23 protein-coding genes are annotated in these 25,043 nt (G+C 69.5%); 16 read left to right on the plus strand and 7 right to left on the minus strand.

The window, feature by feature from the left end; all coding sequences use genetic code 11:
* Complete coding sequence (locus ACFSXZ_RS20820) at nt 1-510, minus strand: hypothetical protein (RefSeq protein ID WP_378266778.1); 510 nt, start codon at nt 508-510, stop codon at nt 1-3.
* Between the two features lie 247 nt (nt 511-757).
* On the opposite strand from ACFSXZ_RS20820, the gene ACFSXZ_RS20825 reads away from it, so the two are divergent.
* Complete coding sequence (locus ACFSXZ_RS20825; RefSeq protein ID WP_378266779.1) at nt 758-1,801, plus strand: DUF4192 domain-containing protein; 1,044 nt, start codon at nt 758-760, stop codon at nt 1,799-1,801.
* On the opposite strand, the gene galE is transcribed toward ACFSXZ_RS20825, so the two are convergent.
* The 3 genes from galE to ACFSXZ_RS20840 all read right to left on the minus strand — a co-directional run bounded on the left by galE (nt 1,776) and on the right by ACFSXZ_RS20840 (nt 4,855).
* On the minus strand, nt 1,776-2,771 hold the full coding sequence (galE, locus tag ACFSXZ_RS20830; RefSeq protein WP_378266780.1) for a UDP-glucose 4-epimerase GalE: 996 nt from the start codon (nt 2,769-2,771) through the stop codon (nt 1,776-1,778). The genes ACFSXZ_RS20825 and galE overlap by 26 nt on opposite strands.
* A gap of 82 nt (nt 2,772-2,853) precedes the next feature.
* On the minus strand, nt 2,854-4,098 hold the full coding sequence (gene galK / locus ACFSXZ_RS20835; protein WP_378266781.1) for a galactokinase: 1,245 nt from the start codon (nt 4,096-4,098) through the stop codon (nt 2,854-2,856).
* Between the two features lie 61 nt (nt 4,099-4,159).
* Entirely contained in the window at nt 4,160-4,855 is a 696-nt protein-coding gene (locus ACFSXZ_RS20840) for a metal-dependent transcriptional regulator (protein WP_378266782.1), read from the minus strand.
* Between the two features lie 167 nt (nt 4,856-5,022).
* On the opposite strand from ACFSXZ_RS20840, the gene ACFSXZ_RS20845 reads away from it, so the two are divergent.
* Both ACFSXZ_RS20845 and ACFSXZ_RS20850 read left to right on the plus strand, forming a co-directional pair.
* Nucleotides 5,023-6,192 carry an acetoin utilization protein AcuC gene (locus ACFSXZ_RS20845; protein ID WP_378266783.1) on the plus strand — a complete coding sequence of 390 codons (1,170 nt, stop codon included), beginning with the start codon at nt 5,023-5,025 and terminating at the stop codon, nt 6,190-6,192.
* Between the two features lie 198 nt (nt 6,193-6,390).
* Complete coding sequence (locus ACFSXZ_RS20850; protein ID WP_378266784.1) at nt 6,391-9,078, plus strand: bifunctional acetate--CoA ligase family protein/GNAT family N-acetyltransferase; 2,688 nt, start codon at nt 6,391-6,393, stop codon at nt 9,076-9,078.
* Here ACFSXZ_RS20850 and ACFSXZ_RS20855 read toward each other — a convergent pair.
* From ACFSXZ_RS20855 to ACFSXZ_RS20865, 3 genes are all read right to left on the minus strand, one after another.
* Nucleotides 9,075-10,658, minus strand: a complete 1,584-nt coding sequence (locus ACFSXZ_RS20855; protein ID WP_378266785.1) for a long-chain-fatty-acid--CoA ligase — start codon at nt 10,656-10,658, stop codon at nt 9,075-9,077. The two genes, ACFSXZ_RS20850 and ACFSXZ_RS20855, sit on opposite strands and share 4 nt — an antisense overlap.
* Entirely contained in the window at nt 10,655-11,746 is a 1,092-nt protein-coding gene (locus ACFSXZ_RS20860) for an acyl-CoA dehydrogenase family protein (protein ID WP_378266786.1), read from the minus strand. The genes ACFSXZ_RS20855 and ACFSXZ_RS20860 overlap by 4 nt, the downstream gene beginning before the upstream one ends.
* A 113-nt stretch (nt 11,747-11,859) precedes the next feature.
* Complete coding sequence (locus ACFSXZ_RS20865; protein ID WP_378266787.1) at nt 11,860-13,047, minus strand: acyl-CoA dehydrogenase family protein; 1,188 nt, start codon at nt 13,045-13,047, stop codon at nt 11,860-11,862.
* A 93-nt stretch (nt 13,048-13,140) separates the two neighbouring features.
* Here ACFSXZ_RS20865 and ACFSXZ_RS20870 point away from each other — a divergent pair, with 93 nt between their 5' ends.
* From ACFSXZ_RS20870 to ACFSXZ_RS20930, 13 genes are all read left to right on the plus strand, one after another.
* Nucleotides 13,141-13,329: a ferredoxin gene (locus tag ACFSXZ_RS20870; protein ID WP_378266788.1), complete on the plus strand. Its 189-nt coding sequence runs from the start codon at nt 13,141-13,143 to the stop codon at nt 13,327-13,329.
* Nucleotides 13,330-13,457: 128 nt separating this feature from the next.
* The gene (locus tag ACFSXZ_RS20875; RefSeq protein ID WP_378266789.1) at nt 13,458-14,309 is read left to right on the plus strand and encodes an SDR family NAD(P)-dependent oxidoreductase; all 852 of its coding nucleotides are present in this window, start codon (nt 13,458-13,460) and stop codon (nt 14,307-14,309) included.
* Between the two features lie 44 nt (nt 14,310-14,353).
* Nucleotides 14,354-15,109 (plus strand): glucose 1-dehydrogenase, encoded by a 756-nt coding sequence (locus ACFSXZ_RS20880; RefSeq protein ID WP_378266790.1) that lies wholly within the window; start codon nt 14,354-14,356, stop codon nt 15,107-15,109.
* Nucleotides 15,110-15,245: 136 nt separating this feature from the next.
* Nucleotides 15,246-16,040 (plus strand): MlaE family ABC transporter permease, encoded by a 795-nt coding sequence (locus ACFSXZ_RS20885; RefSeq protein ID WP_378266791.1) that lies wholly within the window; start codon nt 15,246-15,248, stop codon nt 16,038-16,040.
* Nucleotides 16,041-16,101: 61 nt separating this feature from the next.
* Nucleotides 16,102-16,950, plus strand: a complete 849-nt coding sequence (locus ACFSXZ_RS20890) for an MlaE family ABC transporter permease (RefSeq protein WP_378266792.1) — start codon at nt 16,102-16,104, stop codon at nt 16,948-16,950.
* Nucleotides 16,947-18,284: an MCE family protein gene (locus tag ACFSXZ_RS20895; RefSeq protein ID WP_378266793.1), complete on the plus strand. Its 1,338-nt coding sequence runs from the start codon at nt 16,947-16,949 to the stop codon at nt 18,282-18,284. Before ACFSXZ_RS20890 ends, ACFSXZ_RS20895 begins: the two co-directional genes overlap by 4 nt.
* Nucleotides 18,281-19,321, plus strand: a complete 1,041-nt coding sequence (locus ACFSXZ_RS20900; RefSeq protein WP_378266794.1) for an MCE family protein — start codon at nt 18,281-18,283, stop codon at nt 19,319-19,321. Before ACFSXZ_RS20895 ends, ACFSXZ_RS20900 begins: the two co-directional genes overlap by 4 nt.
* Complete coding sequence (locus ACFSXZ_RS20905; RefSeq protein ID WP_378266795.1) at nt 19,318-20,349, plus strand: MCE family protein; 1,032 nt, start codon at nt 19,318-19,320, stop codon at nt 20,347-20,349. Before ACFSXZ_RS20900 ends, ACFSXZ_RS20905 begins: the two co-directional genes overlap by 4 nt.
* The gene (locus ACFSXZ_RS20910; RefSeq protein WP_378266796.1) at nt 20,346-21,533 is read left to right on the plus strand and encodes an MCE family protein; all 1,188 of its coding nucleotides are present in this window, start codon (nt 20,346-20,348) and stop codon (nt 21,531-21,533) included. The genes ACFSXZ_RS20905 and ACFSXZ_RS20910 overlap by 4 nt, the downstream gene beginning before the upstream one ends.
* Complete coding sequence (locus tag ACFSXZ_RS20915) at nt 21,530-22,705, plus strand: MCE family protein (RefSeq protein ID WP_378266797.1); 1,176 nt, start codon at nt 21,530-21,532, stop codon at nt 22,703-22,705. The genes ACFSXZ_RS20910 and ACFSXZ_RS20915 overlap by 4 nt, the downstream gene beginning before the upstream one ends.
* Nucleotides 22,702-23,952, plus strand: coding sequence for an MlaD family protein (locus ACFSXZ_RS20920; protein ID WP_378266798.1), 1,251 nt, complete (start codon nt 22,702-22,704; stop codon nt 23,950-23,952). Before ACFSXZ_RS20915 ends, ACFSXZ_RS20920 begins: the two co-directional genes overlap by 4 nt.
* Entirely contained in the window at nt 23,949-24,440 is a 492-nt protein-coding gene (locus ACFSXZ_RS20925; protein ID WP_378266799.1) for a hypothetical protein, read from the plus strand. The genes ACFSXZ_RS20920 and ACFSXZ_RS20925 overlap by 4 nt, the downstream gene beginning before the upstream one ends.
* A complete protein-coding gene (locus ACFSXZ_RS20930; RefSeq protein WP_378266800.1) occupies nt 24,437-25,021 on the plus strand; it encodes a hypothetical protein in 585 nt (194 codons plus the stop codon). The genes ACFSXZ_RS20925 and ACFSXZ_RS20930 overlap by 4 nt, the downstream gene beginning before the upstream one ends.
* The last annotated feature ends 22 nt before the right edge of the window (nt 25,022-25,043 follow it).

The following is a 25,043-nucleotide window of genomic DNA, read 5'->3' on the forward strand; positions in this document are numbered from 1 at the left end:
TCAGGGTCGCACGGCGAGTCCGCGGCGGTCCGCGGCGACGGGAAGGCCGAGGGACCGGGCGCGGAGATAGATGACGGCGTTCTGCACGCCGATGCTCAGCCCCATCGACAGCACGACCGAGGCGGAGGTCAGCGGGCCCGCCACGCCCAGCCGGGTGCCCAGGACCGCCACGCCGATGCGCACCACGATCGTCGTCAGCCACAGCAACAACGTCAGCACGGTGCCCTTCTGGAAGGCGTTCCCGCCGCGGGTGGTCACCGTCGTGCTCGCGGCCCGGGCGACGCCGAGCCCGATCAGCACCACGACGTCGGCCACGAGCAGTTCGATTTCGCCCGCCGAAGCCCTGGAGAGCGCGGCGAGGCAGTTCGATACCCCGATGACGACAAGGATGCCCGGGATCAGCACCAGGCCGCGGACGGTGATGGCGCTTCCTCGCCATTGCCGGATGATCACCCGCCACACGACCACCGCGGCGATCGCGAGGTAGAGCAGGATTTCGGTCACGGACATCGCGTTCCCCCTTCACGAAAAATCTCTGACCAGGTCAGTTTCGGCCGGGGCGGAGGGTTCGCGCTTCGGCGCCGGGGTGGATTCCCGGCTCAACCCGGGGGTGGAAAAGCTGTGCATCCTAGCGTCGGCATCCGACGAAAAACGTCCGAACAAGATCGGGAAGAGGGGTTTGTCCACAAAGCCCGGGTTGTCCACAGGCTTCGTATTCGGGCTCCCCCTGGCCTTTCCCGGACGCCAGGCTGGACACATGACTTCCCTCAGTGTCCCGCCGGACAGCGGCATCGTGATCAGCGTCAACGACCCGGCACACCTGATCGCCGCGGTCCCTCATCTGCTCGGTTTCCGGCCGGCCGACTCGGTCGTCGTCATCGGTTTCGGCGGTGCCAACGGCAAACGCGTCGATCCGCTCGTGCGGACAGGTCTTCCCGCGCCGGGCGATGAAGGCGCCGTCGCGGCGATGCTGGCCACGGTCTTCGCCCGGCAGCCCGGCCGTGCCGTCGCGGTTCTCGTCGTCGGGTCGGATCCCGGTCCGCCGCCCGATCCCGGTGATGTGCCGCATCGCCGTTTCGTCACGACGCTTGCCGCGGCCTTCGAAGCCCGGGGCAGGCCGGTGGAAAGCACGCTCTGGACACCGGAGATCCGTGCGGGCTCACCCTGGCGACGTTACGACGAGCCGGAATGCCCCGGTGTACTACCCGACGACTCGGCCACGCCGGTGGCGGCCGCCGTGGTGAGCAAGGGGTTCGTGACCTTCGACAGCCGCGAGGAAATGGAACGGCAGCTGGACGCGGATGATCCCGCGGCGGTGGCCCGTCGGGAGCGGCTTCTCCGGGCACGCGCCCATGACGCGCCGGCCGATGTCGCCGAGGCGTTCCGAGAGGTCCGGTCCGCTCTCGGTCCGGTGGACCGGGGCGAGCCGGACCTGCCCGACGAGCGAGTCCTGCGCCTCGCGGTCGCGCTGTCCCAGCCGCGGGTCCGCGATGCCTGCCTGGCCGTGGCGCTTCCGCCGGGCAGCGAGCGAAGCCTGCGCGCCGAGGCACTCTGGCTGGCACTGACCCGGAAGCTGCCCGCGCCCGAACGTGCCGAACCCGCTGTCCTGCTGGGGTTTTCCGCCTACGTCAGAGGCGACGGTGCGCTCGCGCGCGCGGTGCTGGACAAAGCGGTGGCGGCCATGCCCGGACATCGCCTGGCGAGGCTGCTTCTCGCTTGTCTCGACAGCGCCGTGCCGCCCGCCCGGCTTCACCGGCTCGGGCTCGCCGAGGAGCTCAGCCTTGCTGTCGCTCCTGTGTGAAGCGCCAAGCGTCGGCGACGATGCCGTGGAGGTCGGTGCTTTCCGGCTTCCAGCCGAGTTCTTCGCGGGCCGCTTCGCTCGACGCGACCAGGATCGCCGGGTCCCCGGCGCGGCGCGGCGCCACCACGGCCGGGATGGCGTGCCCGGTGACCTCACGGCAGGTCTCGATCACCTGCCGGACGGAGAACCCCGTGCCGTTGCCGAGGTTGTAGATGCGGTGCTCGCCCGGCCTGGCGTGGGTGAGGGCCAGGAGGTGCGCGTCGGCGAGGTCGGTGACGTGGATGTAGTCCCGGATCGCCGTGCCGTCGTCGGTGGGGTAGTCGTCGCCGTAGATCTGCACGCGGGCACGGTCGCCGGTGGCCACCTGCAGCACGATCGGGATGAGGTGGGTTTCGGTGGTGTGCCGCTCCCCGTAGGACCCGTAGGCACCCGCGACGTTGAAGTACCGCAGGCTCACCGCGGCCAGTCCGTGGGCCTGCGCGTAACTGGTGATGGCGTGGTCGATCGCCAGTTTCGTGGCACCGTAGGTGTTGGTCGGCCGGGTGGGCGCGGTCTCCGGGATCAGCGCCTGCTCAGGCTCGCCGTAGGTGGCCGCGGTCGAGGAGAACACCAGCCTCCCGACGCCGTGTTCGCGAAGCACGTCCAGCAGCCGGATGGCGGTGAACACATTGCCCCGCCAGTACTTTCCGGGGTCCTGCATGGACTCGCCGACCAGGGACTTGGCGGCGAAATGCAGCACCCCGTCGAACTCGGCCTTGCCCTCGCCCAGCAGTTGCGCGGTCGCGTCCGCCGCGTCGCCTTCGAGGAAGCGGGCGCCCTCGGGGACGGCGTCGGCGTGCCCGGTCGACAGGTCGTCCACCACGACGACTTCGTGGCCGGCTTCCAGCAGCCTGGCGGTGCAGACGCTGCCGATGTATCCGGCGCCGCCGGTGACGATCAGTTTGAGGTGCTTACCGGAGCCGGTGGTCATGGTGTCGTCGAGGGCCTTTCTCGCTCGGGAAGGAGAGGGTGCGCGCCATTGTGGACCACGGCCCCGCAGGCCGCGCACCGCCTCACAGGTCGCGCCCCGCGCCCGCCGCCGGCACGGCGACGAAGACCCGTGGCGCGCGCCAGCCCTTGCGGTCGTAGGCGCTGGTGACGGCCTCGCTGACGGTGTCGACGGCGGCCTCGGGCACCAGGGCGATGGCGGAGCCGCCGAAGCCACCACCGGTCATCCGGGCGCCGAGCGCACCGGCGTCGCGGGCCACCTCCACGGCGAGGTCCAGTTCCGGAGTGGAGATCCGGTAGTCGTCCCGCATGCTCTGGTGGGAACCGTCGAGCAGGGGCCCGATGTTGGCGATCCGGCCGGCGCGCAGCAGGTCGACGACGTCGAGTACCCGCTGGTTCTCGGTGACGACGTGCCTCACGAGTGGCCGCAGTTCGCCCGGAAGGCGCTCGAGGGCCGGCGTGAGGCCGTCGAGGGAGACGTCCCGCAGCGCCTTGACCCCGAGGAGTTCGGCGGCCCGCTCGGTGCCCCGGCGGCGCTCGCCGTAACCCGACTCGCTGTGGGAGTGCTTGGTCCGGGTGTCGACGACGAGGATCCGCAGGCCGTGGGCGGCCGTGTCGAAGGTGACCTGCTCGGTCTCACCGGAGCGGACATCGAGGAACAGCACATGAGACTCGGTACAGCACAAGGAGGCCGTCTGATCCAGCAGTCCGGTGGGCGCGCCGACGAAGTCGTTCTCGGCACGTTGAACCCAGCGCGCTATCCGCATGCGGTCCGGGGTCCGGCCGTCCGGGTCGTCGAGTTCGAGACCGGCCAGACCGAGCAGCGCCAGAGCGACCGCGCACTCGAGCGCGTGAGAGGAGGACAGCCCGGCCCCGGTGGGGACGTCACCGGCCAGGACCAGGTCGGCGCCGCCGCCGATCCCGTGGTCGCGCAGGACCCAGGCGACGCCGGCCGGATACGCCGCCCAGCCGTCGACCGCGCCGGGACGCAGCTCCGGGATCCGGATCGGCCCCGACTCCTGGATACGGCCGTCGGAACCCAGCGTGGCCACGGTCAGGAGCTGGTCGTCGCGGGGCGATGCCGCCGCGGCGAGGCGGTGGGGCAGCGCGAAAGGGAGGACGAAACCGTCGTTGTAGTCGGTGTGCTCACCGATCAGGTTCACGCGGCCCGGGGCCGACCACACTCCGGAAGGCGCGCGGCCGTGAACGGACCGGAACGCCTCGCCGGCGGCGACGGCGGGCCGGAAGGGCCGGTCCGCGGCGTTACCCGCGGCGGGCGTCCCGCCGGCAGGGCTCTGCTTTTCGGTCAAAGGTCACCAATCCCTGCTGGGAGCCCTGCCCCCACTACGGTCGCCAGGTCCGGGCCGGACCTCACCTGGCTTGGGCGAGCACCGCGTGCAGCACCGACATCGCCACCTGGACGCTCGCGCCGTCACCGGCCACCTCGACCGTGCCGCTGCCGGTGGCCCTGCCGATCTTCACCGTGCCTCCGGGCACCACGCCGGCCGCCCTGAGGTCGACCATCAGCTTTTCGTCCAGCTGGACGTGCTCGGCGATGCGGCGGATCTCGGCGTTACCGCCTCCGGCGCGGGCGAACTCGTCGAGGCGGATCAGCCCGGCCTCGGCCGGCGGTGCCGGGAGGTCTCCCTCCCCGAGCTTGTCCAGGCCGGGAATCGGGTTGCCGTAGGGCGAGGTCGTGGGGTGGTTGAGCAGCTTGACGAGCTTGCGTTCCACCGCCTCGCTCATCACGTGCTCCCAATGGCAGGCCTCGGTGTGCACGTGCTCCCACTCCAGCCCGATCACGTCCAGCAGGAGCCGCTCGGCCAGCCGGTGTTTGCGCATCACGGCGGTGGCCAGCTCGCGGCCGTGGTCGGTCAGCTGGAGATGGCGGTCGTCGGCGACTCGCACCAGGCCGTCGCGCTCCATCCGGGCGACCGTCTGGCTCACCGTCGGCCCGCTTTGCTGGAGCCGTTCGGCGATGCGGGCGCGCAGCGGTACGACACCTTCCTCTTCGAGCTCGAAGATGGTCTTCAAATACATCTCTGTGGTGTCGATGAGATCGTTCACGATATCCCCTTCGTCCGCAGGGATCCATGGTAGTCGCTGAGCGCGGGATGACCCCCGGTGACCGCTTCCGCGATGCGGAGTCGCCGCACGGCGTCCTGCGGGACCCGCGGCCCTCCCCGCGCGGTGTTTCCCCGGGCCGTGCGCCGTCGCGACTACCATCGGTCGGCATGGAGCCCGCCGTCGTCTGGGACCGCGCACTGCTTGGCTATGACCTCGGCGGTGATCATCCCTTCAACCCGGTGCGGCTGGAACTCACCATCCGCCTGGCCACCGAACTCGGTGTGCTCGACGGGGTCTCGCTGCTCGTGCCCGAACCGGCGAGCGAAACCGAACTCGGGCGGGTGCATGCCGTGGAGTACCTGGAGGCCGTGAAGCAGGCGCCGCTGGCGGGCTGGGACGTCGGCCACGGACTCGGCACGACGGACAACCCGGTGTTCAGCGACATGCATGACGCCTCCGCGCTGGTGGTGGGCTCGACCCTGCTGGCCGCGCGGGAGATCGCGGCGGGGCGGGCGCGGCGGGCGGTGAACATCGCGGGTGGCCTGCATCACGCGATGCCGGACCGCGCCGCCGGGTTCTGTGTCTACAACGACTGCGCGGTGGCGATCTCGTGGCTGCTCGACCACGGTTTCGACCGGATCGCCTATGTGGACACCGATGTCCATCACGGTGACGGTGTCCAGGCCGCCTTCTACGACGACCCGCGCGTGCTGACGATCTCGCTGCACCAGCACCCCTTCACGCTGTGGCCGGGAACTGGCTACTCAGGGGAGACGGGTGGGCCGGGCGCGCAGGGGACCGCGGTCAACATCCCGCTCCCGCCGCGAACCGGCGACGCCGGGTGGCTGCGGGCCTTCCACGCGGTGGTGCCCTCGCTGCTCTCCGGCTTCCGTCCGCAGATCCTGGTGACCCAGTGCGGGGTCGACTCCCACGAGGAAGATCCACTGGCCGACCTTTCCCTGTCGGTCGACGGCCATCGCCGGATCTACGCCGCGCTGCGGGAGTTGGCCGGGGACCACGCGGACGGCCGGTGGCTCGCCGTGGGCGGCGGCGGATACCAGCTGATCCGGGTGGTGCCACGGTCGTGGACCCATCTGCTGGCGACGGTGCTCGACCGCGATCTCAAGCCCGCGACACCGCTGCCGCCCGGATGGGTGGACAAGGTCCGCGAGGCCGCCCCGCGCGCCGAACTCCCGGTCGAAATGACCGACGGAGCCGACACCACCTTCAGCCCGTGGGGCGACGGCGACAACGACCCGGTCGACATCGCGATCCGCGACACGCGCCGCGCGGTCTTCCCGTCGCACGGCCTGGACCCCGACGACCCGAGGGACTGAGAGAATGACCGCGAATCGCGAGTTACCAATCCGACCAAAAGTAGGCGGAGACGGACCGCGGCCAATCTGGCTGTATAGACCCGTTCCCGCCGTGGCTGTGGTCGGATTGGTAACGATCGGCACAGTACGTGAGCGAGTGACCGGCCGAACGCGCCATCCGAAGGTCCGGCGCGTTCACCAACAAGCACTGACCGGACGATGAACGGCCAGGAAGGCGACGGAAAGCGCGACCCGTACGACTACCCGCCCCACTGGGAGGCCGACGTGGTGCTCTCCGACGGCGGGACCGTGCACCTGCGCCCGATCGTGCCCGACGACGCCGGCCTCCTCGTCGCGTTCCACGGCAAGCTTTCCGACCGCACCCGCTATCTGCGCTACTTCGGCGCGTACCCGCGCATCCCGCCGCGCGACCTGGAACGGTTCTCGGTGGTCGACCACGTCGACCGGGTCGCCTTCGTGGCGCTGCTCGGCGACGACATCGTCGGTGTCGGGCGGTACGAACGGCTGGGCTCGAGTCCCTCCGCCGAGGTCGCGTTCGTCATCGACGACGCGCACCAGGGCCGCGGGCTCGGTTCGATTCTGCTGGAGCATCTGGCGGCGGCGGCTTCCGAACGCGGTCTGCGGCGGTTCGTGGCCGAGGTGCTGGCGGAGAACGGCGCGATGGTGCGGGTCTTCCGTGATGCCGGCTACCAGGTCAGCCGGGAGATCGAAGAGGGCGTGCTGCACCTCGAGTTCGACATCGACCCCACCGAGGAGTCCCTCGCGGTGGCGCGGGCCCGCGAGCAGGCCGCGGAGGCGCGCAGCGTGCACAACCTGCTGCATCCTCGCTCGGTCGCGGTGATCGGCGCGTCCACCGACCCCACCAAGGTCGGGTACGTGGTGCTGTCGAACCTGCTGTCCGCGGACTTCGCCGGGCCGGTCTACCCGGTCAACCCCGAACACCGGTCGGTGCACGGGGTGCGCGCGTACCCGTCCGTTGTGGACATTCCCGATCCGGTGGAACTCGCCGTCGTCGCGGTGCCCGCGGACCAGGTCGAGGCGGTGCTCGACGGCGCGCTGGCCAAGGGTGTGAAGACTCTGCTGATCGTGACCTCCGGGTTCGCCGAGTCAGGGCCTCACGGTTTACACGCCGAGCTGCGCCTCGTCGGCGAGGCGCGGGCACACGGGATGCGTGTCGTCGGGCCGAACGCGCTGGGCGTGCTCAACACCGATCCCGCGGTGCGGCTCAACGCCACCCTCGCGCCCCGGTTGCCCGCGCGGGGCCGCGTCGGGTTCTTCTGTCAGTCCGGAGCCCTCGGCACGGCGATTCTGGCTGACGCGGAGGCTCGCGGGCTCGGACTGTCCACGTTCGTCTCGGCCGGGAACCGGGCCGACGTCTCGGGCAACGACCTGCTGCAGTACTGGGAGACCGATCCGAACACCGATCTGGTGCTGCTGTATCTGGAATCCTTCGGCAACCCGCGCAAGTTCGCGCGGCTCGCGCGGCGGCTCGGGCGCACGAAACCGATCGTGGCGGTCAAGTCGGGACGGCACGCGGTGCGCCCCCAGCTCGCGGCCACCTCCGCCGAGATCGACGAGTCCAGCGTGCAGGCCCTGTTCGAGCAGGCCGGGGTGGTACGGGTGGAGAACCTGGCGCAACTGTTCGACACCGCGCTCCTGTTCGCCCACCAGCCACTGCCCGCCGGGCCGCGGGTCGGCATCGTCGGCAACTCCAGCGCGATCGGGCTCCTCGCCGCGGACACCGCGCGGGCGCAGGGGCTTCGGCTCGCGTTCGAACCGGTGGACATCGGCCCCCAGGCGGGGCCTGGCGAGTTCGCCGCCGCCGTGCGGGAGGCGCTGACCTCGCCGGAGACCGACGCGCTGGTCGCGGTCTTCGTGCCGCCACTGGCGATTCCCGGCACCGCCTATGCCCGCGCGCTGCGGGAAGCCGTGCGGGACGTCGACCAGAGCAAGCCCATCGTCTCGACGTTCCTCGCCGCCGAGGGGGTGCCGGCCGAACTGGCCGTGCCCACGGCGGACGGATCGCCGGGGCGCGGGTCGATTCCCTCCTATCCCAGCCCCGAACGGGCGGTGAACGCGCTCGCGAAGAGCGTGCGGTATGCCGCCTGGCGGCAGCGCCCGCAAGGGCGGCTCCTCCGGCCGGCGGGCCTGCACACCGAGCGAGCCCAGCAACTGGTGCGAGAGATCGTCACCGGGAAGAACGTCATGCTCGACGACGGTGACGCGGTGCGGCTGCTCGACTGTTACGGCATCGGGTTGGTGCCGTTTCGCCTGGCGTCCACGGAGAACGACGCGGTCGAGGCGGCGCGGGAGCTGGGGTATCCGGTCGTGGTGAAGGCAGTCGACGAACGGCTGCGCGGCAGGCCCGATCTCCTTGGCGTGAGGCTGGATCTCGCCTCCGAGGACGCGGTCCGTCGCGGTTACGGGGATCTGCGCGAGGTGTCGGGCGACGACGAGGTCTACGTGCAACGCATGGCGCCCAAGGGAATCTCGTGTTTCATCGGCCTTCAGGACGACCCTTCGTTCGGCACGCTCGTCTCGTTCGGGCTTTCGGGCCTGATCAGCACACTGCTCGGCGACCGCGCCTACCGGGCCGTGCCGCTGACCGACGTGGACGCCGCGACCCTGGTGCGAGAACCGAAGGGCGCGCCCCTGCTGACCGGCTACCGGGGTGATCAGCCGGCCGATCTGGCCGCGCTGCAGGATCTGGTGCTGCGGGTGAACGCGCTCGCCGAGGACAACCCGGAGGTCCGTTCGCTCGCTCTCGATCCGGTGCTGGCGTCACCGGAAGGAGCGTTCGTGACCAACGCCCGGCTCGTGATCGGCCCGTCGCCGGCGCGCCCGGACACCGGCCCCCGACGGCTCCGCGCGATCCCCTCCGACTAACTGGTCCAGCCGGTGACGCTGGGGGTGTGGACCTCGTAGCGGGCTTCCCGGCCGCGTCGGGACCACACCGGATCGGCGCAGTTCGTCCCTTCCGCGGAGAGATCCCGCTTGCGCACCTTGAAGGTCGAGGTGCGCGGCAGTTCGGCGGCGATCCGCACGTAGCGGGGCCACTGTTTCGGGCCGAGATCGGACTGCGCGGCCAGGAACTCGCCGAAACCCGCGGGGTTCAGGGTGCCTTCCCGGGTGACGATGGCGGCCATGACCTGATCTCCGGTCGCCGGGTCGGGCACCGCGTAGACGGCGGCCTCGGCCACGTCGGGATGCCGGTTCAGGATGCGTTCGATCGGCGCGGTACCAAGGTTTTCGCCGTCGACGCGCAGCCAGTCGCCGAGCCTTCCGGCGAAGTAGCAGAAGCCATCGGCGTCGGCGTAGGCGAGGTCGCCGGTGTGGTACCTGCCGTCCCGCAGGCGCGTGGCGTCGGCTTCCGGGTCGCGGTAGTACCCCGCGAACCATCCCGGCCCGGTCATGTTGACCAGTTCGCCGATCGCCTCCTCGCCGTTGAGCATCCGCCCGTCGGCATCGAATTCGGCCGGGGGACAGGGTTTTCCGGTGTCCGGGTGCAGGATGGCGACCCCGTCGGCGAGCATGCCGAGCGAACCGGGCGGGGTGCCCGGACCGCGGGAGAAGCCGATTCCCCCTTCGGTCGAGCCGAAGGCATCCACCACCTGGCAGGCGAAACGCTTGCCGAACGCGGCGAGGTCCGCTTCGGCACCTTCGTTGCCGTAGACGATGCGGAGCGGGTTGTCCGCGTCGTCGGGGTGCGCGGGAGTGGCGACGACGTAGGACAAGGGCTTGCCGACGTAGTTGGCGTAGGTGGCGCCGAACTTCCGCACGTCGGGGAGGAAACCGGAGGCGGAGAACCGGCGGCGCAGCGCGATCGTCGCGCCGGCCGCGAGGCCGACCGACCAGCCCGCCATGATCGCGTTCGAGTGGAACATCGGCATGGACAGGTACACGGTGTCCGAAGTGGACAGACCGAACCGGTCCGCGAGCATCCGGCCGGGAAAGGCGATCTTGCCATGGGTGCAGCGGACCGCCCGGGGATCACCGCTCGTGCCCGAGGTGAAGATGAGCATGAGCAGGTCGTCCGGCCCGGCCGGAAGGGGGTTCAGCGGCGCGTCCGGTGGGTTCAGAGTGTCCAATTCGGACACTCTGGCACCACCGAGGTCCAGTCCGTCCAGCAGGTGCGCGTACCGGCGCTCCGTGAGCACCAGCGCGCAGTCGGCGATCCGCACGTCACGCGCCAGCGACTCCCCGCGCCGGGTGGGGTTCAGTCCGACCAGTACCGCGCCGGACAACGCGCAGGCCCCGAGCAGGAACGAGAACCGCGGCGTGTTGTCCGCGAGGATCCCCACGTGCCGTGGCCGCCCCGAGGGCAGCTCCTCGGCGAGCAGGGCCGCGTAGGCGGCGCACCGCCGGACGTGCTCGGCCCACGACCAGGTCTCGTCTTCGAACTTCAGGCCGGGATGGTCGTCGTCGGCACGGGCCAGCAGCAACTCGGTGACGGTCGGGACGTTCATGACGGCTCCGAGCCTGTCGTGGCCAGCAGGTCGCCGAGTACACGTAACTGCGCGGTGGCCCCGCCGAGGGCGAACTCGGTCCGTTTGGCGGCCGCGAAGTACCGGTGCAGCGAATGGTCCACGTCGATGCCGACCCCACCGTGCAGGTGCACCGCGGTGTGCGCGACCCGGTGCCCTGCCTCCGCGGCCCAGTACTTGGCGACCGCGACCTCTTCGGCCGCGGGCAGTCCCTCGGCCAGCCGCCAGGCCGCCTGCCACAGGGTCAGGCGGACGGCTTCGACGTCGATGTAGGCGTCCGCGAGCCGCTGCCGGACCGCCTGGAACGCGGCGATCGCGCGGTCGAACTGTTTGCGCAGCTTGGTGTATTCGGCGGTCGCGGTCAAGGCGCCGTTCAGCACGCCGAGTTGCAGCGCGCACAGCCCGACCGTGCCGCGTAACCGGAGCCACTCGGGCACGCCGGAGCCCGGTTCGCCCAACGGCGTGCCGGACGCTTCCGAGACGGTGACCAGTGCCGCGTCGGCGTGGTCGATCACGCTCTGCGCCCTCGCTTCCACGCCTTCGTCCGCGTCGAGCACGAAGACCGCGCTGCCCTCCGGGGTTTCGGCGGCGATCAGGAAGCCGTCGGCGAACGCGCCGAAGGCGACCGCTGTCTGGGAGCCGGAGATCCGCCATCCCCCCGAGGTGCGTGAGGCGGTGAAGCCGCACGGAGCGCCCGCGTCCGGCAACGCGACGGCGAGGATCTTGTCACCGCGTACCACCGGCACGCCCCAGCGTTCGAGCAATGCGCCGTCCCCGAACTCGGCCAGCGCGGCCGCCGCCATGGTCACCGTCGGCAGGTAGGGCACCGGCGCCACGGCCCGGCCGATCTCGATGAGCACGGAACACTGTTCGAGCACACCGAATCCGCCGCCGAGCGGGTAGGGCAGCGCGGCGTCGACGATGCCCGCCTTCGCCAGGTCCTGCCACAGCCCGCGGTCGAACCCGCCGGTCCCGTGCCGGCCCAGCATCTCCGGCGTGACCTTGTCGGCCAGGATCCGCCGCGTGAGCGCGGCCAGATCACGCTGCGCCTCGGTCTCCGTGAAGTCCATCTTGAAAGCTCCTACTGTGTCGTTCGTTGCCAATCCGACGGCAGCCACGGCGGAAACAGGTCGCTACAAGCAGTTCCGTGGCGTCCCGTCTCCGCCTACTTTCGGTCGGATTGTCAACGGGTAACCGGAAGGCCAAGGGCGGTGGCCGCGACGATGTCCCGCTGGACCTCGTTGGTGCCGCCGCCGAAGGTGAGGATCAACGCCGAGCGGTGGGCGCGTTCCAGGCGTCCCCGCAACACGGCGCCAGGGGAGTTCTCGCGGACGACGGCGCCCGCGCCGACGACCTCCATCAGCAGCCGGTAGGCCTCGATCGACAGTTCGGTGCCGAAGACCTTCGTCGCCGACGCCTCGGCGGGGCCCAGCGTGCCGTTCTCGGCGGTCAGTGCCCAGGCGACGTGCCAGTTCCGCAGTTTGAGGTACTCGGCGTGGGCGTGCACGCGGGCCAGGTGAAGCCGGACCCACTCGGCGTCGATCACCCGGCTGCCGTCGGGCAGCTTGGTTTCCCGCGCCCACTGCCGTACTTCGCGTAGCGCGGACTCCACCGGCGCGGAGGAGGTGAGCGCGACCCGCTCGTGGTTGAGCTGGTTGGTGATCAGCGGCCAGCCCGCGTTTTCCTCGCCGACCCTGGCGCTCACCGGCACCCGCACGTCTTCGTAGTAGGTGGCGCTGGTGCCCGGCCCGGCGACGGTGTGCACCTTCGTCCAGGAAAATCCGGGCGCCGACGTGGGCACGACGACGATGCTCAGACCCTTGTGCCGGGGCGCGTCCGGATCGGTCCGGGCGGCCAGCCACACGTAGTCGGCGTATTCGATCAGGCTGGTCCACATCTTCTGGCCGTTGATCACGTAGTCGTCGCCGTCCCGGACGGCGCGGGTGCGCAGCGACGCCAGGTCCGTGCCCGCCTCGGGTTCGGAGTAGCCGATCGAGAAATGGAGCTGCCCGGCCGCGATGCGGGGCAGATAGAACGACTTCTGTTCCTCGGTGCCGAACCGCATGATGGTCGGACCGATCGTGGTGATGGTCAGAAACGGCACCGGCACCCCGGCGATGGCCGCTTCGTCCGTGAAGACCAGCTGGTCCAGCATCGGCCTGGCCTGACCGCCGTACTCCTCCGGCCAGCCGAGCACGAGCCAGCCGTCCCGGCCGAGCTGGCGCACGATCTCCTTGTACGCCACACCGTCGCCGTATTCGCCGCCTTCACCGGCCAGTGACTCGCGGCGCTCGGGGGTCATCAGCCGGGCGAAGTAGGAGCGCAGTTCCTCGCGCAACCCTTCCCGCTCGGGCGTGTGGCCGATTCGCATGTCCTCACCTCCAACGCGTCTCGTCCGGCCGCTGGTGGCGGACGGGACCGGGAGTTAGTGTAGAACAAGTTCTAGTTCCAATGGGAGGTCGTGATGCGGGTCGAGGTGGACCGGACGCTCTGCGAGGCCAACGAGGTATGCGTGTCGTTCGCGCCCGAAGTGTTCGAGGTGGACGACGACGGGGAGCTTCACGTGCGGTCGGAGGTACCGCCCGGCGAGGAGCGACGCGTTGCCCAAGCCGTTGCGGCGTGTCCGAAAGTGGCGCTTTCGATAACGGAATAGGTGGCTTGCCGAATGCGAGAACAGATTCTAGTCTTTGGCTCTGACGGTGGGCCGCGACGGCCCGCCGGGCCGGCGAGGAGGCAGGGCGTGCGCTGGGCTCAGGGTGTCTTCCGGGCGGCGAGGCCGTGATGGAAGCCGAAGGTCAGGTCGCGATCGTCACCGGCGCCGGAGCCGGCCTGGGCAGGGCGGAGGCGCTCGCGCTGGCCGCCCGCGGGGCTTCGGTGGTGGTCAACGACATCGGCCAGAGCGCGTCCGCCGTCGTCGACGAGATCGAGGCCGCGGGCGGGAAAGCCCTGCTGGTCACCGGGGACGTGTCCGAACGAGCGACCGCGGACGCACTCGTCGCGGCGGCGCGGGAGCACTTCGGCGGCCTGCACGTCCTGGTCAACAACGCCGGTGTGCTCCGCGACCGGATGGTGTTCTCGATGTCCGACGAGGACTGGGACACCGTCATCCGGGTGCACCTGCGCGGGCACTTCCTGTTGTCCCGCAACGTCACCGCCTACTGGCGTGAACAGTCCAAAGCGGAGGGTCGGCCGCTCGGCGGCCGAGTGATCAACACCGCGTCGGAGGCGTTCCTGTTCGGCTCCCCGGGGCAGGCCAACTACGCCTCGGCCAAGGCCGGCATCGTCGCGCTCACGGTGGCGACGGCGCGCGGCTGTGCCCGCTACGGCGTCCGCGCGAACGCGATCTGTCCCCGGGCGCGCACCGCGATGACCGCGCCGGTCTTCGGTGACGCGCCGAGCGAGGGGACCGACCCGCTGTCGGTGGACCACGTCGCACCGTTCGTCGCGTTCCTCGCCTCCCCCGAGGCCGGGCACATCAACGGGCAGGTGTTCGTGGTGCACGGCGGCCGGGTCGCGCTGGTACGGCCGCCCTCTCCCGGGCCGGTCTGGAACCTCGGCGAACTCGGTGAGGCCGCCGCCTACTTCGAAGAGCACGACGCGATGTTCGCCGCGGACGAGGGCGATTTCCTGTGAAAAACGCCGGCAGCCCCGGCGCGATCGGATGAGGGATGGGACGAATGGCACGACTTGACGGCAAGGTAGCGCTGGTCACCGGTGCCGCGCGCGGACAGGGTGCGGCGGCGGCGCGGCGGTTCGTCGCCGAAGGCGCCCAGGTGGTGGTCGCCGACGTCAACGACGACGAGGGCGCCGCGCTCGCGAAGGAGATCGGCGCGGTCTACCAGCACCTGGACGTTTCGGCCGAAGCGGACTGGGCGGCGGCCGTGGAGACCACCCTCGCCGCCTACGGCAAGCTCACCGTGCTGGTGAACAACGCCGGTACCCTGCATTTCTCCGAACTGGCGAAGACCACTCTCGCCGACTACCGGCGCGTTATCGACACCAACCAGATCGGTGCGTTTCTCGGCATGCGTTCGGTCGTTGAACCCATGGAACGGGCCGGTGGTGGCTCGATCATCAACGTGTCCTCTGTGGAGGGTTTGGCTGCGGTGCCCTTTCTGATCGCCTACACGGCGAGCAAGTTCGCCATTCGCGGAATGACCAAGGTCGCCGCGCTGGAACTGGGTGCCAAGAATATCCGGGTCAACTCCGTCCATCCGGGCATGATCGACACGAAGATGGTGCGGGACGCGGCCGGCGGTATCGACGTCGACCTGTCGGCGATCACGAAGAAGCTGGCCCTGAACAGGGCCGGGCAACCGGACGAGATCGCGAACCTGGTGCTGTTCCTGGCCAGCGACGAAAGCTCGTACTGCACCGGTGCGGAATTCGTGGCCGACGGCGGGGCGACGGCGACCCACGCGTTGAAGATCTGACAGCTGAGGGATTCAAGGGGGAGGCCGTCGGCATTGATCGGACGCTGTTCGGCCGTGAACACCGCTAACGGAATGCGGTGGCACGTGGGGGAGTAAAAGACTCGAAGCAATGAAGCTTCTAGCCGGCGGAGGTGTCATGAGTGCTCGCGAAGGATCAGTGCGCGTTCCCGGCACCTCCGCGTTGATCCAGGTCGGACGGCTGGCCACGCTCGCGTGGGAGGTGCTGCGCGCGATCCCCCGGCGGCCCTTCCAGTTCCGTGAATGGATCCAGCAGAGCTGGTTCTTCGCGAGCGTGACCATTCTGCCGACCGCATTGGTGGCCATTCCCTTCGGCGCGGTGATCGCGCTGCAACTGGGTTCGCTCACCGAGCAGATCGGCGCGCAGTCGTTCACCGGCGCGGCCAGCGCGCTGGCCATCGTGCAGCAGGCCTCCCCGCTCATCACCGCGCTGCTGGTGGCGGGAGCCGGCGGCAGCGCGGTGTGCGCCGACATCGGTGCCCGCAAGATCCGTGAAGAGATCGACGCGATGGAAGTGCTGGGCATCAACCCGGTGCAGCGTCTCATCGTGCCGCGCGTGCTCGCCGCGATGCTGGTTTCGGTGCTGCTCAACGGCCTGGTCAGCGTGGTCGGTGTGCTCGGCGGCTACTTCTTCAACGTGGTCATGCAGGGCGGCACCCCGGGTGCGTACCTGGCCAGTTTCAACGCCCTCGCCCAGTTGCCCGACCTCTACATCAGCGAGATCAAGGCGGTGCTCTACGGGTTCGTCGCCGGGGTCGTGGCGGCCTACCGCGGGTTGAACCCGGCGGGCGGGCCGAAAGGCGTCGGGGACGCGGTCAACCAGGCCGTCGTCATCACGTTCCTGTTGCTGTTCCTCATCAACGTCGTGCTGACCGCGATCTATCTGCGGGTCGTGCCCCCGAAGGCCATCTGATGCGACCCCCTACATCGACTCGCGGCTGTAAAGCTGACAACAGCGACTTCGCGGAGGGACAGTGACGACAGATCAAGCTGCCCAGAACCGCGCGCTGGACTACATCGCCCGTCCCGGGCAGATCCTGGAAGGGCTCGGCGTCCAGCTTTCCTTCTACTTCCGGTCGCTCGCGTGGACGCCCCGCACGATCCGGCGCTACTCGAAGGAGACGCTGCGGCTGCTGACCGAAGTCTGTTTCGGCACCGGCGGCCTCGCGGTCATCGGCGGGACCATCGGCGTGATGATCGGGATGACCATGTTCACCGGTCTCATCGTCGGGCTCCAGGGGTACGCGGCGCTGAACCAGCTCGGCACCGCGGCGCTCACCGGGTTCATCTCCGCCTACTTCAACACCCGCGAGGTGGCGCCGCTGGCCGCGGGGCTGGCGCTGTCGGCGACCGTGGGTTGTGGTTTCACCGCCCAGCTCGGCGCGATGCGGATCTCCGAGGAGATCGACGCGCTGGAGGTGATGGGCGTACCGAGCCTGCCGTACCTGGTGACCACGCGGGTGATCGCCGGTATCGTGGCGGTCGTCCCGCTCTACGCCGTCGGGCTGCTCTCGTCCTACCTCGCGTCGCGGCAGGTCACGGTGTGGCTCTACGGCCAGTCGGCGGGCACCTACGACCACTACTTCACGTTGTTCCTGCCCCCGGAAGACGTGATCTGGTCCTTCCTCAAGGTGATGATCTTCAGTGCGCTGGTGATCCTTTCGCACTGCTACTACGGCTACACCGCCACCGGCGGTCCCGCCGGGGTGGGGATGGCGGTGGGCCGCGCGGTCCGGACCTCCATCGTGCTGATCTCCGTACTGGACTTCTTCCTCAGCCTGGCGATCTGGGGAGCCACCACGACGGTGAGGATTTCGGGATGAGCCGGGTCCTCACGAGACGGTTGTGGCACCAGATCCTGGGCCTGGTCTTCCTGGTGGTGTGCGCGCTGTTCATCGCGACCACGATCGCGGTGTACCACAAGGACTTCACCCCCGTGGCGATGGTGCGGCTGGACACCGACCGGGCAGGCAACCAGCTCGCCAAGGGCTCGGATGTCAAGATCCGCGGGGTGGTCGTGGGCGAGGTCCGGTCCGTGCGGGCCCTCGGCGACCACGCGGCGCTCGACCTGGCCCTCGACCCGGCCCTGATCGGGCAGATCCCGGCGAACGTGTCGGCACGGCTGTTGCCGAAGACGCTCTTCGGCGAACGCTATGTCGCCTTGCAGATCCCCGGCTCTCCTTCGTCGCAACACCTCGCCGCCGGGGACGTCATCGGCCAGGACCGCAGCAGCGCCGCGATCGAGCTGGAAAAGGTGCTCGACGACGTACTGCCGTTGCTGCAGTCGGTCCAGCCGCAAAAGCTTTCGGCCACGCTGAGCGCGGTCGCGACGGCACTCGACGGCCGTGGTGAGGAGTTCGGCACCACGCTGGTCAAGCTGTCCGGCTACCTGGGTGGGCTCAACCCTTCACTGCCGAACCTCAAGGCGGACATCAAGGGCCTCGCCGACGTCAGCGGGACCTACGCGAACGCGGCGCCGGACTTCCTGCAAGCGCTTTCCGATCTCACCACCACGAGCCGGACGCTGGTGGACAAGCGGCAGCAGCTGTCCCAGCTGTTCGGCTCGGTGACGACCGTGTCGCAGGACCTCGGCAGCTTCCTCAAGGTCAACCAGAACAACATCATCCGGCTGACCACCACCGCGCAGTCCACTTTGGACCTTCTCGCCAAGTACGCGCCGGAGTATCCCTGCCTGCTCGGGCAGCTCGCCGACTCACTGCCCCGCGCGCTGCAGGCGTTCGGCGCCACGACCGACCACATGAACCACGTCACCATCAGGTTCATCGCGGACCGCACCAAATACCTGCCGGGCGTGGACACGCCGAAGTATCTCGACAAGCGCGGGCCGCGTTGCTACCCGCAGGCCGTTCCGCCCGCGCGCTGGCCGCAGTACCCGCCGGACGGTCCCGTCCAGGACGGCTCGGCGCATCCGCCGCTGCCGCCAGGGGAAAACCCGCCTCTGCCCGGCGACGGAACCATCGACGGCGGTTCCGGCACCACGGGGTCGAACGGGTCGATCGCCAACTCGCCGATGGAACAGGACCTGATCGGCGTGCTGGCCTCACCCGCGCTGCAGACCACACCGGAGAACGTGCCGGGCTGGTCGAGCCTGCTGGTGGGCCCGCTGTACCGGGGAGCGGAGGTGGATCTGCAGTGAGGAATCTCGCCGCCCCGCTGATCAAGATCGGCATCTTCACCGCGGTGACGGTCGTGCTCACCGCCATCCTCGGCGCGACCATCGCGAACACCGACTTCGGCAACACCTCCGGCTACACCGCGCGGTTCACCGACGCCTCGGGCCTGCGCGAAGGGGACGACGTGCGGATCTCCGGCGTCAAGGTCGGCCAGGTGGACCACATCGGCGTGGCCGAGGAGGGCGAGCGCACGCTCGCCGACGTGCATTTCGGGATTTCCTCGGCCTACCGGCTGCCGGGGCTGGCGACCGCGACGATCAAGTACCGCAACCTGGTCGGCCAGCGCTACCTCGCCATCGGCACGAACGTCGCCGACGGCGATCCCTTGCCCGCGAACGGTGTCATCCCGCCCGCCCGCACCCAGCCCGCGCTCAACCTGACCGTCCTGTTCAACGGGTTCAAGCCGCTGTTCCAGGCGCTGAATCCGCAACAGGTGAACCAGCTGTCCTACGAGATCATCCAGGTGTTCCAGGGGGAAGGCGGCACCATCGACAGCCTCCTGACCCACACCGCGTCGGTCACTTCCGCGATCGCCGACCGGGACAAGGTGATCGGGCAGGTGATCGACAACCTCAACACCGTGCTCGGCACGGTGAACTCCCGCGGCCCGCAACTGTCCACTTTGATCGACCAGGCCCAGCAACTGGTCAGCGGCCTGGCCGCGCAGCGCCAGCCGATCGGCGACGCGGTTTCGGCGTTGTCCAGCCTGACCTCCGTCACGGCGGGCCTCGTGCAGGACGCCCGCCCGGCGCTGAAGGACGACATCACCAATCTCGGCAGGTTGTCCGGAAACCTCGCCGACTCCGGCCAGCTGCTCGACACGCTGCTGCAGAAACTGCCGGGCAACGTGGACAAGTTCACCCGGACCCTGAGCTACGGCAGTTGGTACAACTACTACCTCTGCAATCTGAGCGGCACGATCGGCATTTCCTCGCTGAACATCACCCTGCCGTTCCAGCCGATCCCCGGCACCGAGCTCGCCCCGAGGTGTAAGTCGTGAAGTCGCTCAGGGACCGCAATCAGGCCGCCGTCGGCGCGGTCACGCTCGTGCTCGTCGTGCTGGTGACCCTGGTGTCCTACTTCTCCGACCGCATTCCGTTGCTCGCCAGCGGAACCACCTACGAGGCCTACTTCGCCGAGTCCGCCGGGCTGGTGCCGGACAACGAGGTGCAGGTCGCCGGGGTGAAGGTGGGGCAGGTGCGCAGCGTGGCGCTGGCCGGACGCAAGGTCCTGGTCAAGTTCACGGTCGACAACACGCGAGTGGGCGAGCAGAGCACCGCCGCCATCGGGATCAAGACCCTGCTCGGCGAGAAATATCTGGCCGTGGAACCGAGGGGCGCGAAAGCCCAGGACCCCAAGGTGCCCATTCCCGTCGAGCGCACCTCGACCCCGTTCCAGCTCCAGGACGCCTTCCAGCAGCTTTCGCAGACGGTGGGCCAGATCGACACCGGACAACTCGCCCAGAGCTTCAACACGGTTTCCGACGCGCTGAAGAACACGCCGCAACCGTTGAAGGACACGCTCAACGGGCTGTCGGCTCTGTCCAGGACGGTGTCTTCGCGGGACAGCGAGCTGGCCACCCTGCTCGCCAACACCAGTCAGGTGTCGAAAACCCTCGCCGACCGAAACGCCCAGCTGCAACGGATCATCGGAGACGGGAACCTCCTGCTCGACGAACTCCAGCAGCGGCGGGACGCGATCAGCGCGCTGCTCGACGGAACGCGCAGGCTGTCCGCCCAGCTGAGCGGACTCGTGGCCGACAACCAGGCGCAGCTCCGCCCGACGCTGGACAAGCTCAGTACCGTGACCGGGATCCTGCAGCGCAACCAGGACAACCTCGGGCGCGGTCTCGCGCTGCTGGCGCCCTTCACGCGGCTGGGCACCAACGCCACCGGCAACGGGCGCTGGTTCGAGGGTTACATCTGCGGCCTGCTCCCGCCGGTGATCAACGCCGGCGCGGTCTCGGTCAATCCCGACGGCTGTACGCCTCCGATATCGGCTCCGGACCAGGGGGTGAGTGGACGGTGACGGTTTCGACACGCGCCGGGCGCGACCTGGTGACCTGGCTGGCGATGGGATGCGTCGCCGTGCTGTTGGTGACCGCCGGCCTGTGGCTCGCGCTCCGTGACACCGGCGGCACCCGGCTCGCCGCGATGTTCGACAAGACGGTCGGGCTCTACGCCGGTTCTTCCGTGCGGGTCCTCGGCGTCCAGGTCGGGCAGGTCACCGACGTCACGCCGCAGGGCGGTGCGGTGCGGGTGGACATGCGCGTCGACGACGGTGTGACCGTTCCGGCGGACGTGGGCGCGGTGGTGATCGCGCCGAGCCTGGTCAGTGACCGGTATGTGCAGCTCACACCGGCCTACGACAGCGGCCCCGTGCTGGCTTCCGGCGCGGTGATCCCCCGGGACCGCACGGCGACTCCGATGGAACTCGACGACCTCTACGGCAGTCTGGACAAGCTGTCCACCAGCCTCGGCCCGCAGGGTGCGAACTCGTCTGGCGCGTTGTCGGGCCTGCTGGACACCGCCGCGAAGAACCTCGACGGCAACGGCAAGAATCTCGGCGACACGGTCAACGAACTGGGCGAGCTTTCGCGGACGCTGAACAACACCAAGGACGACACGTTCGCCACGGTGCGGAACCTCCAGGCGTTCACCACCGCACTCGCCGACAGCGACAAAGGACTGAACCAGTTCTACGCCCGCCTCGCCGACGTCGCGGGATTCCTGGCGCAGGATTCCCATGATTTCGCGCCGGCGCTGTCGTCGCTGGGCTCGGCGCTGGGAGACGTGCGTGGCTTCGTCGAACAGAATTCGTCTCAGCTGGAGACCAATGTGGACAGACTGGCCTCGGTGAGCAAGGTGCTGGTCGACGAACGCGCCGCACTGGCCGAGGTCCTCGACACCGCGCCGACCGCCATGACGAACTTCATCAACTCCTACGACTCCGCCACCGGCAGCATCGCGATCCGGTACAACGCCAACGAACTCACCAACCCGCTGGTCACCACCCTGTGCCGCCTGCTGAAGGCCTCCAGTCCGGTCCGGCTGCCCGACGTGGTGAACAACCTGTGCCAGACGCTCGCGCCGGTGGTCGACGGACTGACGAAGATCCCGCCGGTTTCCCAGATCATGGCGGAGATCTCGAGCGGGAAACTGCCTCCGTTGCCGGTGCTGCCGCTGGTTTCCGTGCCGGGGACGGGCCAATGAGGCGCCGCGCGGTCCGCGGACTGCTCGCCGTGCTCTGCTGCCTGCTGGCCGCGGGGTGTGGCAGTGGCGGTTTCTCCGGGCTCTACACGACACCGTTGCCCGGTGGCGCCGATGTCGGTGATCATCCCCACCACATCAGGGCACAGTTCGCCGACGTGCTCGACCTCGTGCCGCAGGCCAGCGTGAAGGTCAACGACGTGGCGATCGGCCGGGTGGACCGGATCGACCTGGCCCCCGACACCAAGTCGGCGATCGTGAGCATGACGGTCAACGGGGACGTGAAGCTCCCCGCCGACTCCTACGCCGACCTGCGCCAGTCGAGCCTGCTGGGGGAGAAGTTCATCGAGTTGCGCGAGCCGGCGAACCGGGCCGCCGCGGTGGCACCGCTGGCCGACGGTGCCCTGATCCCCCTCGCGCGGACCAACCGGAACCCCGAGGTGGAAGAGGTGCTGGGCGCGCTTTCCCTGCTGCTCAACGGCGGCGGGGTCAACCAGCTCGCCGACATCACCCGTGAGCTGAACAAGACGCTCACCGGCAACGAGGCCGAACTGCGCGCGCTGCTGTCCCGAGTGGACCAGCTGGCCACCGAACTGGACGGCCAGAAGGGACAGATCGTCCGCGCCATCGACGGGCTGAACCGGTTGTCCAGCACGCTGGTCGCGCAGACCGGCAATCTCGGCAACGCGCTGGACAACCTGGCGCCCGGGCTCGCCGTGGTGAACCAGCAGCGAGACCAGCTCGTCGGCATGCTGCAGTCGCTGAACAACCTGTCCACCGTCGCGGTGTCGACCATCAACCAGAGCCGGGCGTCGCTGCTGGACAACCTGCGCGCGCTGGCGCCCACGCTGACCAAGCTCGCCGACGCCGGGACGAACCTGCCGACCGCGCTGCGGATCCTGCCCACTTACCCGCTGCCCGACGTGGCCGGCGAGGTGGTGAAGGGCGACTTCGCGAACGTGAGCGCCAGGGTCGATTTCGACCTCGATTCCCTCCTGAAGAGCATCGAGAACGCCGGGAAGATCCCGGTGGCCGGCCTTCCGCTTCCGACGCCTCCGCGCGCCGGTGCGGCCGGTCCGCCGCTGACGCTGCCCGGTGTGCCGCAACCGCTGTCCGGGCTCGGCAACGGCCTCGGTGGGCTACTCGGCAGTCTGCTGGGAGGAGGTGGCTCGTGATCACCAGGTCACACCGGTTCAAGCTGATCGCCTTCGTGCTCATCGCGGTGCTTTCGGTGTCCTATGTGGGTGCCAAGTACGCGGGACTCGACCGGCTCTTCACCACCCGCGGATATGTCGTCACCGCGCAGCTTGCCGACTCCGGCGGGATCTTCGTCAACTCCGAGGTCACCTACCGCGGGGTGGCCGTGGGCCGGGTGACCGCCCTGCACCTGAACGACCAGGGGGTGGTGGCCGACCTCGACATCGACCCGGACACGCCGAAGATCCCGGCCGCCACGCACGCCGTGGTCGCGGACCGGTCGGCGGTCGGGGAGCAGTACGTCGATCTCAGGCCGGACAACGAAAACGGGCCGTATCTCGGTCAGGGAGCGGTGATTCCCTTGTCCAGGACGGCGCTCCCGGTCTCTCCGGACAGCGTCTTGTCCAGTGTGGACAAACTGGTGTCCAGCGTGGACCCCCAGTCGCTGCGTACGGTCGTCGACGAGGTGTACGACGCCTTCGCCGGTCAGGGGCAGCACCTCGGGGAGTTGCTCGACACGGCGAGTTCGTTCACCACGACCGCCACGGAGAATCTTCCCCAGACGACCGAACTCCTGGCGGACGGCAAGACGGTGCTGGACACGCAGCGCCGTCAGGCCGCGAACATCACGTCGCTGGCCGCGGGCCTGCGGACCATCGCCGAGCAGCTGAAGACCGCCGACCCCAACCTGCGCAAGGTGATCGACGAGGCGCCGCGTCTTGCCGACGACATCGACGGCATCCTGGCCGTCTCGGGCACCGACCTCGGGGTGCTGACCGCCAATCTGCTCACCACGTTCCAGATCACTTCGGTGCGGACGAGCGCGATCGAGGAGGATCTCGTGGCCTTCCCGGTGATTTCGGCGTTCACGCGTTCGGTCGCGTCGAACGGGGAAGGGCATCTGGGCTTCGTGTTCAACTTCTTCGACCCGCACTCCTGCACCAAGGGGTACGAGACGACGAAACAGCGCCCGGCCAGCGATACGAGCGAATATCCGGCCAACAAGCTGGCTTACTGCGCCGAGCCCCCGGGCAGCCCGACCGAAGTCCGCGGCGCGCAGAACGTGCCGTACGCCGGAAAGCCGACCGCGCCCGCCCAGCCGAACGCCCAGAGCGGCCCGGCGCCGGCCGGCTCCGGACCTCCGACGACGCCGTTGCCCGGCCTCATCGGACTGGGTTCGGGCGCTCCGGCCGCCGGGATCGGGCAGCTGCTGGGGTTGCCGTGAGCAGAGCGGCCGTGGTTCGCCTGCTCGGCGTGGTGACCGTGGTGGCGGTTCTCGGCGCGGCCTGGGCGGGATGGTCCTGGTGGCGGGACACGCACGACGAGACCACCACGCGGGCGCGGGACCGGGACGCGGTGCTCTCCGCGGCTTCGGCAGCGCTCGTCGCGTTGAACACCATGGACTATCACAACGCCGGGCCGTCGGTGGACCGGTGGATCGAGGTCACCACGGGCACGCTGGGCAGTTCGTTGAGCGGTGACCGGCAACTGCACCTCGACCGCGCGAATTCGAGCCGGACGGAGTCCACGGCCACGGTGAACCAGGCCGCGGTCGCGGACCTGCACGGTGACACGGCGCGCGTGATCGCCGTTCTCGACGTGCGGTTGAGCACGGGCGGTGCGCCCGGATCGGCGAACCGTGCCCGCCTCAACGCCGAACTCACCCGCACACCGCAGGGGTGGAAGGTCGATTCCGTGCAGGCGGCCTCATGACGGGACACAAGCCGACTCCGTATCCCGTCTCGGCCGAGCGCCCTGCCGACGAGGACGAAATCGCCACCGCGGAACGTGCCGGGGCGAGCCGTCCGCTGACGGCGCTGGTGGTGCTGACGGTGGTGATCGTGGCGGCCTCGGGCTTCGTCGTCTGGTCGTGGCTCGCCCAGCGGTCGTCGCTGTCGGCGAACACGGCGGTGGCCGACACCGCCGCCACCGCGCGGCTCACCGACGACGTGGGGACCGCGGTGAAGGAGGTCTTCTCCTACGACTACGACAATCTCGACCGGACCCGCCGCGCCGCCACCACCGTTCTCGTGGACGCGGCGACCACGCAGTACCAGGCCGTCTTCGACGCCGCGGCGCGTCAGGCGAGCGCGGAGAAACTCATCCGCACCACCACCATCGCGTCGATCGGCGCCCGCGAACTCCACGGCGACACGGCCCACCTCCTGGTCTTTCTCGACCAGCAGACCCTGAACACCACGACCGGCCGCCAGACGTCGACAAGCGCCGCCCTCGACATCAGCGCGCGGAACGTCGACGGCACCTGGAAGATCGCCGCCATGAACCCGTTGTGAACACCGTGGCCGCTCAGGCTCG

It is taken from the genome of Amycolatopsis pigmentata, assembly GCF_042684065.1.
GTDB lineage: Bacteria > Actinomycetota > Actinomycetes > Mycobacteriales > Pseudonocardiaceae > Amycolatopsis_E > Amycolatopsis_E pigmentata.

Excerpts from the sequence above, each read along its gene's own strand:
- ACFSXZ_RS20820 (WP_378266778.1), bottom strand. The coding sequence starts at position 510 with ATGTCCGTGACCGAAATCCTGCTCTACCTCGCGATCGCCGCGGTGGTC.
- ACFSXZ_RS20825 (WP_378266779.1), top strand. The coding sequence starts at position 758 with ATGACTTCCCTCAGTGTCCCGCCGGACAGCGGCATCGTGATCAGCGTC.
- galE (WP_378266780.1), bottom strand. The coding sequence starts at position 2,771 with ATGACCACCGGCTCCGGTAAGCACCTCAAACTGATCGTCACCGGCGGC.
- ACFSXZ_RS20845 (WP_378266783.1), top strand. The coding sequence starts at position 5,023 with ATGGAGCCCGCCGTCGTCTGGGACCGCGCACTGCTTGGCTATGACCTC.
- ACFSXZ_RS20850 (WP_378266784.1), top strand. The coding sequence starts at position 6,391 with ATGAACGGCCAGGAAGGCGACGGAAAGCGCGACCCGTACGACTACCCG.
- ACFSXZ_RS20855 (WP_378266785.1), bottom strand. The coding sequence starts at position 10,658 with ATGAACGTCCCGACCGTCACCGAGTTGCTGCTGGCCCGTGCCGACGAC.
- ACFSXZ_RS20860 (WP_378266786.1), bottom strand. The coding sequence starts at position 11,746 with ATGGACTTCACGGAGACCGAGGCGCAGCGTGATCTGGCCGCGCTCACG.
- ACFSXZ_RS20865 (WP_378266787.1), bottom strand. The coding sequence starts at position 13,047 with ATGCGAATCGGCCACACGCCCGAGCGGGAAGGGTTGCGCGAGGAACTG.
- ACFSXZ_RS20870 (WP_378266788.1), top strand. The coding sequence starts at position 13,141 with ATGCGGGTCGAGGTGGACCGGACGCTCTGCGAGGCCAACGAGGTATGC.
- ACFSXZ_RS20875 (WP_378266789.1), top strand. The coding sequence starts at position 13,458 with ATGGAAGCCGAAGGTCAGGTCGCGATCGTCACCGGCGCCGGAGCCGGC.
- ACFSXZ_RS20880 (WP_378266790.1), top strand. The coding sequence starts at position 14,354 with ATGGCACGACTTGACGGCAAGGTAGCGCTGGTCACCGGTGCCGCGCGC.
- ACFSXZ_RS20885 (WP_378266791.1), top strand. The coding sequence starts at position 15,246 with ATGAGTGCTCGCGAAGGATCAGTGCGCGTTCCCGGCACCTCCGCGTTG.
- ACFSXZ_RS20895 (WP_378266793.1), top strand. The coding sequence starts at position 16,947 with ATGAGCCGGGTCCTCACGAGACGGTTGTGGCACCAGATCCTGGGCCTG.
- ACFSXZ_RS20915 (WP_378266797.1), top strand. The coding sequence starts at position 21,530 with ATGAGGCGCCGCGCGGTCCGCGGACTGCTCGCCGTGCTCTGCTGCCTG.
- ACFSXZ_RS20930 (WP_378266800.1), top strand. The coding sequence starts at position 24,437 with ATGACGGGACACAAGCCGACTCCGTATCCCGTCTCGGCCGAGCGCCCT.